The sequence below is a fragment of the Burkholderia sp. SCN-KJ genome (assembly GCF_024656005.1).
Classification (GTDB): Bacteria; Pseudomonadota; Gammaproteobacteria; order Burkholderiales; family Burkholderiaceae; genus Burkholderia.
Genome location: NZ_JANKOG010000036.1, coordinates 33,974 through 45,942, shown reverse-complemented (window position 1 = coordinate 45,942; position 11,969 = coordinate 33,974). Strand labels below are relative to the sequence as shown.

Sequence of the window (11,969 nt, the reverse complement as noted above, 5' to 3'; positions counted from 1 at the left end):
ATCGCAGCAAGCAGGCAAGCAGGCAAGCAGGCAAGCAGGCTGACTGATCAGGCGGGACTTTTATGTACGCCGCGCGCCGTGTCGCGAATGGACGAGTGGCTCGACCCCGCTGCTGCCGGCAACTCCGCAGCCAGGGTGGCCAGTCTTGCACCGCTCGCAGCGCGAGAGTCTGATTGGCGCCGAGTTGTTTGAGCAGATGGCAGCTAATCGACGCATCCTGCTCCTCATCATCGTCGACTGCATCGAACCCGCCCCGCGAGATCTACCACGTCTATCAGCTCCATTGCCACCGGCTTCGAGTCCCGTGCGGTTTCCATCCCGCGATGAACCGACCAGGGGAGCGGTAGCAGATCACCCTTGCGCGCGGCCGAAGGCTCCGTCAATCGCCGGGGTGCCGCCGATGGCCGCGTCATGCTCGAAGTGATCACGCCTCCGGTCGTTCTCCCGTTATTTGCCTCCTCGAGCACATTGCACGGCAAGTCTAGCCATCGCAAATCGGAGTCCATTATCTCGGCTATTGATTGGTGTATATCGGTTATCTCCGCCCAACGTCGTCGATTCTGTTTTGAGGTGCTGGTGTGTGATTGGCGCGTTTCAGGGCAAATCCACGGCTGCCTCGGCGACAGCGCGAGGCCGAGATCGCGCGCCCGTCGGCATATGCGTGACGACCGCAACCGCCATGAGGCCTTCCATCGGCGCGAAGGCGTCGCGGGCGAACCTGATTGGCTGGCTCGATCCTGCCAGAGATCCGTGCTGTTGTTTCTGACGAGAACAGGCTACCCGTTTCGAAGGACATAGATTTCTTCGACGAGCGAATAGGCGGTGCCGCCGAAATAGTCGCGGCCTTCGCCCATCAATCCGAAATGCGTACCGTCCGCGTTGACGCCGGACGACCGCACTATGCATGCAGTGCTTGGACTACCCAGTGCCAAGCGCTCGATGGGGCGAATCGGCGGATCGTGTTGCTGCCCTGGCTCCGGGTCGACATGAGCATCGCCGGGCAGTGAGTAGTCGATGTCGACGAACCCGCGTTGAATGTCGGCTTCCCGGCCGCCTGACTCGTACGGGGCGACGTACAGGCGCCTCGGTCAAAGCCGATGCAGCTCCGCGCTTGACTGAACGAGGTTCCAATCGTATCCACACGTCGGATGGTGCGTGTACAGCGCAGCCTCGCTGCGATAGGCCGCCAAGATATTCATGTTGGTCGGCTCGCATGGCGGACGGTTCGACACAATGCGCGCTGCACTGCTGCAGGGTCGCGGGCGACGGCGACACGCAAGGGACGCGGCAGCCAGGCGTGCGGGCGCAGATCGTCGCGTATCACTGGCAGCAAGACATCTATGCGGGCCGAGCTCTCGGCACCTCCTCGCAAAGGTGCCAGCGTCGCTACCCGCCGCGATAAGTGGGTCGACGCGTCGCTCAGCAACCAAGCGTACGCGATCGCTTCCGGAGTCGTGGCTCGCGAGCGTCGCCGCGCGCTGGTGGCCAACGAGCAGCCGGCGTCGACGGTCGGTTTTAAAGTCTCATACGCTGCGCGAGCCGCGGCACCTTTCGCGCGCCCCGCGGTGTCGCGCTCGGAAAGCGCCTGCTGCCGGACTGCTGGCGATCCTTTCCGTGCTGCGCCACGCATTGTCGACGTCGTCCGCATGCGCACGGGAGAAGCAAAGATCAATGCGAAGGCAAGAAGGACGACTGGGTGTCGCGTGGAGGCAGGGAAACGGGAGAGCTGTCGGCATGATCGCGGGACACGGGATGGTATCGCGCCTGCCTTCCGTCAGCGGTGGTGAGGGGAGCGGGCGAAGATGGCCACTAAGTGCTTTCCTGGTTCGATTCCGGTGTCGCAACGGAGCAAGCGGGAACGGCGGCGCTTTCCCTGGAATCCGGCTTCGGCACCCCGTTTGCCGGAAACCCTTGCGCGCAGAAGCCGGTTGTCCCGGGTTTGGCGGGTGCTGATGTGTCGCCATTAAACAACATCACCCCGCTGGGCTCACGCCGGAGGCCCTGCAGATTCCTCCGGCATGGAAATTGCAAATTTTTTGCATCTACCCGCTTGGCATTATGCGCGAGAGGTCGTATGATGGCGGTCTTTCGTTTTTAGCGAAGATGCAAATCGAAGCTGAAGACGGAGTCTGACGAAGATGTGGGCGCCGATCGGCGATCCTCTTGTGCTTGCCTCAGCCGGGCGAGCGCGGGTGTCGGGTGAGTCGCCAGGGCGCGCTGGAAGAGAATGAAAATAATCTTCCGGATGTGCTTGACAAGAGTGCGATGCACCCCCATAATCGTCAGTTCTCTACGGAGGGGTGCCCGAGTGGCTAAAGGGGGCAGACTGTAAATCTGTTGGCTTACGCCTACGTTGGTTCGAATCCAACCTCCTCCACCAGAACATCAGCGCAGAGAGCGGTAGGGAATCGTTAGTGGCCCGTGCGGGTGTAGCTCAATGGTAGAGCAGAAGCCTTCCAAGCTTACGACGAGGGTTCGATTCCCTTCACCCGCTCCAGTCCGTGTAGTTGAAGCGTAATACCGCCCATGTGGCTCAGTGGTAGAGCACTCCCTTGGTAAGGGAGAGGTCGGCAGTTCGATCCTGCCCATGGGCACCAGCAGTAAAAAGTCAGTGTCTGTTTGCGCGCGGCGCAACATGTGAAATTCCTTTCGGGAGTTGAAAATGGCCAAGGAAAAGTTTGAGCGGACCAAGCCGCACGTCAACGTTGGTACGATTGGTCACGTTGACCACGGCAAGACGACGCTGACGGCAGCGATCACGACGGTGCTGACGAAGAAGTTCGGCGGCGAAGCGAAGGCTTACGACCAGATCGACGCGGCACCGGAAGAAAAGGCGCGCGGCATCACGATCAACACGGCACACGTCGAGTACGAAACGGCTAACCGCCACTACGCACACGTCGACTGCCCGGGCCACGCTGACTATGTGAAGAACATGATCACGGGCGCGGCACAGATGGACGGCGCGATCCTGGTTTGCTCGGCAGCAGACGGCCCGATGCCGCAGACGCGTGAGCACATCCTGCTGGCACGTCAGGTTGGCGTTCCGTACATCATCGTGTTCCTGAACAAGTGCGACATGGTGGACGACGCTGAACTGCTCGAGCTGGTCGAGATGGAAGTTCGCGAACTCCTGTCGAAGTACGACTTCCCGGGCGACGACACGCCGATCGTGAAGGGTTCGGCCAAGCTGGCGCTGGAAGGCGACACGGGCGAGCTGGGCGAAGTGGCGATCATGAGCCTGGCAGACGCACTGGACACGTACATCCCGACGCCGGAGCGTGCGGTTGACGGCGCGTTCCTGATGCCGGTGGAAGACGTGTTCTCGATCTCGGGCCGTGGTACGGTGGTGACGGGTCGTGTCGAGCGCGGCATCGTGAAGGTCGGCGAAGAAATCGAAATCGTCGGTATCAAGCCGACGGTGAAGACGACCTGCACGGGCGTTGAAATGTTCCGCAAGCTGCTGGACCAAGGTCAGGCAGGCGACAACGTCGGTATCCTGCTGCGCGGCACGAAGCGTGAAGACGTGGAGCGTGGCCAGGTTCTGGCGAAGCCGGGTTCGATCACGCCGCACACGCACTTCACGGCTGAAGTGTACGTGCTGAGCAAGGACGAAGGCGGCCGTCACACGCCGTTCTTCAACAACTACCGTCCGCAGTTCTACTTCCGTACGACGGACGTGACGGGCTCGATCGAGCTGCCGAAGGACAAGGAAATGGTGATGCCGGGCGACAACGTGTCGATCACGGTGAAGCTGATCGCTCCGATCGCGATGGAAGAAGGTCTGCGCTTCGCAATCCGCGAAGGTGGCCGTACCGTCGGCGCCGGCGTCGTCGCCAAGATCATCGAGTAAGCCAGTTATTCGTTGATCGACAGTTTTGGGGCTGGCAACAGCCAGCCCCAGCATGGTTTAGGGGTATAGCTCAACTGGCAGAGCGTCGGTCTCCAAAACCGAAGGTTGGGGGTTCGATTCCCTCTGCCCCTGCCAAAAATCGCCACGTGTCCCACGTGGCATTTGTTTTAAGGTGTTATGGCGAATCCATCCGTCGAAACTGTAAATACCTCCGGCGATAAGCTGATGCTGGCCCTGGGCGTATTGCTGGTCTTGGCCGGATTCGTGGGCTTCTTCTGGCTGGCCAACCAGCAGTGGTATGTCCGCGGTGCCGCATTGGCGGTAGGTATCATCGCCGGCGTGGCCGTCGGCCTGATGTCCGCACCTGGCAAGAGCCTCATCGCGTTTGCCAAGGATTCGTACAAGGAAGTCCGCAAGGTCGTTTGGCCCACCCGCAAGGAAGCAACGCAAACCACACTCGTCGTGTTCGGTTTCGTGCTCGTGATGGCGATTTTCCTCTGGTTGAGTGACAAATCGATCGAATGGGTGATTTTCTCGGCGATTCTGGGTTGGAAATGATATGAGCGATACTCCGGCATCCCCGAGCGGAAAGCGTTGGTACGTCGTGCACGCCTACTCCGGTATGGAGAAGAGCGTGCAGCGTGCGCTTCAGGAGCGCATCGAACGTGCTGGCATGCAGGATAAATTCGGTCAGATCCTGGTTCCGACCGAAGAAGTGGTCGAAGTCAAAGGTGGCCACAAGGCAGTAACCGAGCGTCGTTTCTTCCCCGGCTACGTGCTGGTGGAAATGGAAATGACGGACGAAACGTGGCACCTCGTGAAGAACACGGCGAAGGTCACGGGTTTCGTCGGCGGTGCGCGTAACCGCCCGACTCCGATTTCCCCGAAGGAAGTCGAAAAGATCATGTCGCAGATGCAGGAAGGCGTCGAGAAGCCGCGCCCGAAGACCCTGTTCGAAGTTGGCGAGATGGTGCGTGTCAAGGAAGGCCCGTTCACGGACTTCAACGGCACGGTCGAAGAAGTCAACTACGAAAAATCGCGCGTGCGTGTGTCGGTCACGATCTTTGGCCGATCCACTCCGGTCGAACTCGAGTTCGGCCAGGTCGAAAAAGTTTGATCCCGATTCGGTGGGCAGCCTCGGCTGCCCACCTTCGCGCTTACGGTCCGCGTTATGGCCGTTGAGGAGCGTCAGTAGCCAGCGGCGAACGCGCGTTATCACTCACCGAACGCCGTCTGGCGTTCCAACGAGGTTTACAAATGGCAAAGAAGATTGTCGGCTTTATCAAGCTGCAGATTCCTGCAGGTAAAGCCAACCCGTCGCCGCCGGTCGGTCCGGCACTGGGCCAGCGCGGCCTGAACATCATGGAGTTCTGCAAGGCGTTCAACGCGCAGACTCAAGGCATGGAGCCGGGTCTGCCGGTGCCGGTGGTCATCACGGCATACGCTGACAAGAGCTTCACGTTCGTGATGAAGACGCCGCCGGCAACCGTCCTGATCAAGAAGGCGGCGAAGGTGGACAAGGGCTCGAGCAAGCCGCACACCGACAAGGTCGGTTCGATCACGCGCGCTCAAGCCGAAGAAATCGCGAAGACCAAGATGCCGGACCTTACGGCAGCTGATCTGGACGCAGCCGTTCGCACCATCGCTGGTAGCGCACGCTCGATGGGCATCACTGTGGAGGGCGTGTAAATGGCTAAGATCTCCAAGCGCCGTCAGGCATTTGCCGCCAAGGTCGACCGTCAGAAGCTGTACGCGATCGAAGACGCACTGGCACTCGTGAAGGAATGCGCGAGCGCGAAGTTCAACGAATCGATCGACGTCGCAGTCCAGCTCGGCATCGATGCGAAGAAGTCGGACCAGGTCGTTCGTGGTTCGGTCGTTCTGCCGGCAGGTACGGGCAAGTCGGTTCGCGTTGCCGTGTTCGCGCAAGGCGAGAAGGCCGAGCAGGCTCGTGCAGCAGGCGCGGAAATCGTCGGTATGGAAGACCTGGCTGAGCAGATCAAGGCTGGCCAGATGGACTTCGACATCGTGATCGCTTCGCCGGACACGATGCGTATCGTCGGTACGCTCGGTCAGATCCTCGGCCCGCGCGGCCTGATGCCGAACCCGAAGGTCGGCACGGTCACGCCGGACGTCGCAACCGCCGTCAAGAACGCGAAGGCTGGTCAGGTGCAATTCCGTGTCGACAAGGCCGGTATCATCCACGCGACCATCGGCCGTGCATCGTTCGAATCGACCGCACTGCGTTCGAACCTGTCGGCGCTGATCGAAGCGCTGCAGAAGGCGAAGCCGGCAACGAGCAAGGGCGTCTACCTGCGCAAGATCGCACTGTCGAGCACGATGGGCGTCGGCGTGCGTGTCGACCAGGCTACGCTGGCAGCGTAAGAAAGTATTCGGGCCGCTTCGTTCGCGAAGCGGCCTACATGGGCTTTGGGCGGTTGTTCGTGCAGTTGGGCGGGCAACCGGTTATCAAAGACCGTTGGTGGGACGCAGCAGGCAGGCGATCCCTTAATTCAAGCCAACGCAGATGGCGAACCCGAAAAAGTTTTGCAGTGGTGAAGCCGCAGGTCGTGAAGCGATTCACGGCGTGAGGTGGAAATACTCCTAACGAGGTCGGACGCCGTTGTTGAACGAGGTACGTGAGGTTTCGGCCATGCCGGCCGCGCCGAACGTATCGTTTCTGGAGGCTAACCGTGCCGCTTAATAGAGAAGACAAGCAAGCCGTCGTCGCTGAGGTTTCCGCGCAAGTCGCGAAGGCCCAGACCGTTGTGCTGGCTGAGTATCGTGGAATTGCGGTTGGCGATCTGACCAAGCTGCGCGCGAAAGCGCGTGAGCAACAGGTTTACCTGCGCGTGTTGAAGAACACGCTGGCGCGTCGCGCTGTTGAAGGTACCCCGTTTGCTCCGCTGGCAGAGCAGATGACTGGTCCGCTGATCTACGGCATCTCGGAAGATGCAATTGCCGCTGCTAAGGTCGTCAACGACTTCAGCAAGAGCAATGACAAGTTGGTCATCAAGGCTGGTTCGTTCGATGGCAAGGTGATGGACAAGGCTGGCGTGCAAGCGCTGGCAAGCATCCCGAGCCGTGAAGAACTGCTCTCGAAGCTGCTGTTCGTTATGCAATCGCCTGTTTCGGGCTTCGCGCGTGCTCTGGCCGCGCTCGCCGAGAAGAAGCAAGCGGAAGCTGCGTAAGCGAACGTGCATCAGCGTTACTGATCGCTGGCTGTATCCGAATTCAATTTAGGAGTATTTCAAATGGCAATCGCAAAAGAAGACATCCTGGCAGCAGTCGAAGGGATGACCGTTCTGGAACTGAACGAACTGGTCAAGGCGTTCGAAGAGAAGTTTGGCGTGTCGGCAGCTGCAGTGGCAGTCGCTGGCCCGGCAGGCGGCGGCGCTGCTGCTGCTGCAGAAGAGAAGACCGAATTCACGGTCGTTCTGGCTGAAGCAGGCAGCAACAAGGTTGCAGTCATCAAGGCAGTTCGCGAACTGACGGGCCTGGGCCTGAAGGAAGCGAAGGACGTCGTTGACGGCGCACCGAAGGCTGTCAAGGAAGGCGTCGACAAGGCTGCTGCTGAAGAAGCCAAGAAGAAGCTGGAAGAAGCTGGCGCGAAGGTCGAAGTCAAGTAAGTTTCGACGCGCTGTGCGAAGGCTGGCGGTATTTTCACCGCCGGCCTTTTTGTGCTTTGTGGGGACGTTATTCTGGCACTCATTCGGGAGCCCGAATAATCGGCCCCAGAAGCCAAAGAAAACCGCCGAATCGTTGTCAATGCATCGATTGGCGTTTCTCTTTGTCTTCTGAAGCGACTGCAGAAGGCAAGTTTGGTCGGGTAGCGGGCAACACAGGCATCCGCTGCCGTCAGCCAGCGGTTGGTAGCGGCCAACCACCAAGCTTCTCGGCTCGTTCAAGCCATCGGGCGGCCATCGGGTCTCAGTCGGTGAACACTCGGGTATGAAACGTCCAGGTATCCCGCCTCGACAGCACCCGCCGTGATTCGGAGATCGTATGCAATATTCCTTCACCGAGAAGAAGCGCATTCGCAAGAGTTTCGCGAAGCGCCCCATCGTTCACCAAGTTCCGTTCTTGCTGGCCACCCAGCTTGAATCATTCAGCACGTTTCTGCAAGCCGATGTGCCTGGCGCGCAACGCAAGCCTGAAGGTTTGCAGGCCGCCTTCACATCGGTATTTCCCATTGTTTCGCACAACGGCTTCGCGCGCCTCGAGTTCGTGAGCTATGCGTTGTCCGCGCCGGCATTCAACATCAAGGAATGCCAGCAGCGTGGCCTGACGTACTGCTCCGCGCTGCGCGCGAAGGTCCGCCTCGTCATCCTCGACAAGGAATCGCCGAACAAGCCGGTCGTCAAGGAAGTGAAGGAGCAGGAAGTGTACATGGGCGAAATTCCGCTCATGACGCCGACGGGCTCGTTCGTCATCAACGGCACCGAGCGTGTCATCGTCTCGCAGCTGCACCGTTCGCCGGGCGTGTTCTTCGAACACGACAAGGGCAAGACGCACAGCTCGGGCAAGCTGCTGTTCTCGGCACGGATCATTCCGTACCGCGGCTCGTGGCTCGACTTCGAATTCGATCCGAAGGACATCCTGTACTTCCGCGTCGACCGTCGCCGCAAGATGCCGGTCACGATCCTGCTGAAGGCCATCGGCCTGACGCCGGAACAGATCCTCGCGAACTTCTTCGTGTTCGACAACTTCACGCTGATGGGCGAAGGCGCGCAACTCGAGTTCGTGCCCGAGCGCCTGCGTGGTGAAGTCGCGCGCTTCGACATCACGGATCGTGATGGCAAGGTCATCGTCCAGAAGGACAAGCGGATCAACGCGAAGCACATTCGCGACCTCGAAGCCGCGAAGACCAAGTTCATCTCGGTGCCGGAAGACTACCTGCTCGGCCGCGTGCTGGCGAAGAACGTCGTCGACGGCGACACCGGCGAAGTGATCGCGAGCGCGAACGACGAAGTCACGGAAAGCGTGCTCGAGAAGCTGCGCGAAGCGGACATCAAGGACATCCAGACGCTCTACACGAACGATCTGGACCAGGGTCCGTACATCTCGTCGACGCTGCGTGTCGACGAAACGACCGACAAGACGGCCGCGCGCATCGCGATCTACCGCATGATGCGTCCGGGCGAGCCGCCGACCGAAGAAGCGGTCGAGGCGCTGTTCAACCGTCTGTTCTACAGCGAAGAAGCGTACGACCTGTCGAAGGTCGGCCGCATGAAGTTCAACCGCCGCGTCGGCCGCGACGAGATCGTCGGCCCGATGACGCTGCAGGACGACGACATCCTCGCGACGATCAAGATCCTCGTCGAGCTGCGCAACGGCAAGGGCGAAGTGGACGACATCGACCACCTCGGCAACCGTCGCGTGCGTTGCGTCGGCGAACTGGCGGAAAACCAGTTCCGCGCGGGTCTCGTGCGTGTCGAGCGCGCGGTCAAGGAACGCCTCGGCCAGGCCGAAAGCGAAAACCTGATGCCGCACGACCTGATCAACTCGAAGCCGATTTCGTCGGCGATCCGCGAGTTCTTCGGTTCGTCGCAGCTGTCGCAGTTCATGGACCAGACCAACCCGCTGTCGGAAATCACGCACAAGCGCCGTGTTTCCGCACTGGGCCCGGGCGGTCTGACGCGCGAACGCGCAGGCTTCGAAGTGCGTGACGTGCACCCGACCCACTATGGCCGCGTGTGCCCGATCGAAACGCCGGAAGGTCCGAACATCGGTCTGATCAACTCGCTCGCACTGTACGCGCACCTGAACGAGTACGGCTTCCTCGAGACGCCGTACCGCAAGGTCGTGGACAGCAAGGTGACCGACCAGATCGACTACCTGTCGGCGATCGAGGAAGGCCGCTACATGATCGCGCAGGCGAACGCCGCGATCGACGAGAACGGCACGCTGATCGACGAACTCGTGTCGTCGCGTGAAGCCGGCGAAACGATGATGGTCACGCCGGACCGTATCCAGTACATGGACGTCGCGCCGTCGCAGATCGTGTCGGTTGCAGCTTCGCTGATCCCGTTCCTCGAGCACGACGACGCGAACCGTGCACTGATGGGTTCGAACATGCAGCGTCAGGCCGTGCCGTGTCTGCGTCCGGAGAAGCCGGTCGTCGGTACGGGCATCGAGCGCACCTGCGCGGTCGACTCGGGCACGACGGTCCAGGCGTTCCGTGGCGGCGTGGTCGACTACGTCGACGCAGGCCGTATCGTGATTCGCGTGAACGACGACGAAGCGGTCGCGGGTGAAGTCGGTGTCGACATCTACAACCTGATCAAGTACACGCGTTCGAACCAGAACACGAACATCAACCAGCGTCCGATCGTGAAGATGGGCGACAAGGTCTCGCGCGGCGACGTGCTGGCCGACGGCGCCTCGACGGACCTGGGCGAGCTCGCGCTCGGCCAGAACATGCTGATCGCGTTCATGCCGTGGAACGGCTACAACTTCGAAGACTCGATCCTGATCTCGGAGAAGGTGGTCGCGGACGATCGCTACACGTCGATCCACATCGAAGAGCTGAACGTCGTTGCACGCGACACGAAGCTCGGGCCGGAAGAAATCACGCGCGACATCTCGAACCTGGCGGAAGTCCAGCTCGGCCGTCTCGACGAATCGGGCATCGTGTACATCGGTGCTGAAGTCGAAGCGGGCGACGTGCTGGTCGGCAAGGTCACGCCGAAGGGCGAGACCCAGCTGACGCCGGAAGAGAAGCTGCTGCGCGCGATCTTCGGCGAGAAGGCTTCGGACGTGAAGGACACGTCGCTGCGCGTGCCGTCGGGCATGAGCGGCACCGTGATCGACGTCCAGGTGTTCACGCGTGAAGGCATCCAGCGCGACAAGCGCGCGCAACAGATCATCGACGACGAACTGAAGCGCTACCGTCTCGACCTGAACGACCAGCTGCGCATCGTGGAAGGCGACGCGTTCCAGCGTCTCGCACGCATGCTGGTGGGCAAGGTCGCGAACGGCGGTCCGAAGAAGCTCGCGAAGGGCACGAAGATCGACCAGGCTTACCTGGAAGACCTCGACCACTACCACTGGTTCGACATCCGCCTCGCGGACGACGAAGCAGCGGCATCGCTCGAAGCGATCAAGAACTCGATCGAAGAGAAGCGTCACCAGTTCGACCTCGCGTTCGAAGAGAAGCGCAAGAAGCTCACGCAAGGCGACGAACTGCCGCCGGGCGTGCTGAAGATGGTCAAGGTGTACCTCGCGGTCAAGCGTCGCCTGCAGCCTGGCGACAAGATGGCAGGCCGTCACGGTAACAAGGGTGTCGTGTCGAAGATCGTCCCGATCGAAGACATGCCGTACATGGCCGACGGCCGTCCGGCAGACGTCGTGCTGAACCCGCTGGGCGTTCCGTCGCGGATGAACGTGGGTCAGGTTCTGGAAGTGCACCTCGGCTGGGCCGCGAAGGGCCTCGGCTGGCGTATCGGCGAAATGCTGCAGCGTCAGGCGAAGATCGAGGAACTGCGTGTGTTCCTGACGAAGATCTACAACGAGTCGGGCCGCCAGGAAGACCTGGAAAGCTTCACCGACGACGAGATCCTCGAACTCGCGAAGAACCTGCGCGAAGGCGTGCCGTTTGCAACGCCGGTGTTCGACGGTGCGACCGAGGAAGAAATGGGCAAGATGCTCGACCTCGCGTTCCCGGACGACATCGCGGAACAGCTCGGCATGAACCCGTCGAAGAACCAGGTCCGCCTGTACGACGGCCGCACGGGTGAAATGTTCGAACGTCGCGTGACGCTCGGCTACATGCACTACCTGAAGCTGCACCACTTGGTCGACGACAAGATGCACGCACGTTCGACCGGCCCGTACTCGCTCGTCACGCAGCAGCCGCTGGGTGGTAAGGCGCAGTTCGGTGGCCAGCGTTTCGGTGAAATGGAAGTGTGGGCACTCGAAGCGTACGGCGCGTCCTACGTGCTGCAGGAAATGCTGACGGTGAAGTCGGACGACGTGACCGGCCGGACGAAGGTTTACGAGAACCTCGTCAAGGGCGATCACGTGATCGATGCAGGCATGCCGGAATCCTTCAACGTGCTCGTGAAGGAAATCCGCTCGCTCGGTATCGACATCGATCTCGACCGCAATTAATCGG

Annotated in this window: 9 protein-coding genes and 4 tRNA genes; all 13 read left to right on the top strand. The window is 60.8% G+C overall.

Annotation, left to right across the window (positions count from 1 at the left end; all coding sequences use genetic code 11):
• The first annotated feature begins 722 nt into the window (after positions 1-722).
• Positions 723-1,007 carry a hypothetical protein gene (locus NQV17_RS34425; RefSeq protein WP_257775653.1) on the top strand — a complete coding sequence of 95 codons (285 nt, stop codon included), beginning with the start codon at positions 723-725 and terminating at the stop codon, positions 1,005-1,007.
• A gap of 1,287 nt (positions 1,008-2,294) precedes the next feature.
• Positions 2,295-2,380: transfer RNA gene (locus tag NQV17_RS34420), tRNA-Tyr, on the top strand.
• Positions 2,381-2,423: 43 nt separating this feature from the next.
• Positions 2,424-2,497 (top strand) — tRNA-Gly (locus NQV17_RS34415).
• 25 nt (positions 2,498-2,522) lie between these two features.
• Positions 2,523-2,597: transfer RNA gene (locus NQV17_RS34410), tRNA-Thr, on the top strand.
• Between the two features lie 65 nt (positions 2,598-2,662).
• Positions 2,663-3,853 carry an elongation factor Tu gene (gene tuf / locus NQV17_RS34405; protein WP_006482910.1) on the top strand — a complete coding sequence of 397 codons (1,191 nt, stop codon included), beginning with the start codon at positions 2,663-2,665 and terminating at the stop codon, positions 3,851-3,853.
• Positions 3,854-3,912: 59 nt separating this feature from the next.
• Positions 3,913-3,988: transfer RNA gene (locus NQV17_RS34400), tRNA-Trp, on the top strand.
• A gap of 42 nt (positions 3,989-4,030) precedes the next feature.
• On the top strand, positions 4,031-4,411 hold the full coding sequence (secE, locus tag NQV17_RS34395; protein WP_006482892.1) for a preprotein translocase subunit SecE: 381 nt from the start codon (positions 4,031-4,033) through the stop codon (positions 4,409-4,411).
• Between the two features lies 1 nt (position 4,412).
• Positions 4,413-4,970 (top strand): transcription termination/antitermination protein NusG, encoded by a 558-nt coding sequence (nusG, locus tag NQV17_RS34390; RefSeq protein ID WP_006400672.1) that lies wholly within the window; start codon positions 4,413-4,415, stop codon positions 4,968-4,970.
• A gap of 140 nt (positions 4,971-5,110) precedes the next feature.
• Positions 5,111-5,542 (top strand): 50S ribosomal protein L11, encoded by a 432-nt coding sequence (rplK, locus tag NQV17_RS34385; RefSeq protein WP_006400671.1) that lies wholly within the window; start codon positions 5,111-5,113, stop codon positions 5,540-5,542.
• Complete coding sequence (gene rplA / locus NQV17_RS34380) at positions 5,543-6,238, top strand: 50S ribosomal protein L1 (protein ID WP_044849038.1); 696 nt, start codon at positions 5,543-5,545, stop codon at positions 6,236-6,238.
• Between the two features lie 308 nt (positions 6,239-6,546).
• Positions 6,547-7,044 (top strand): 50S ribosomal protein L10, encoded by a 498-nt coding sequence (rplJ, locus tag NQV17_RS34375; RefSeq protein WP_021161756.1) that lies wholly within the window; start codon positions 6,547-6,549, stop codon positions 7,042-7,044.
• A 63-nt stretch (positions 7,045-7,107) separates the two neighbouring features.
• Positions 7,108-7,482: a 50S ribosomal protein L7/L12 gene (gene rplL / locus NQV17_RS34370; protein WP_021161757.1), complete on the top strand. Its 375-nt coding sequence runs from the start codon at positions 7,108-7,110 to the stop codon at positions 7,480-7,482.
• A gap of 376 nt (positions 7,483-7,858) precedes the next feature.
• The gene (rpoB, locus tag NQV17_RS34365) at positions 7,859-11,965 is read left to right on the top strand and encodes a DNA-directed RNA polymerase subunit beta (RefSeq protein ID WP_044849037.1); all 4,107 of its coding nucleotides are present in this window, start codon (positions 7,859-7,861) and stop codon (positions 11,963-11,965) included.
• Positions 11,966-11,969: the final 4 nt, after the last annotated feature.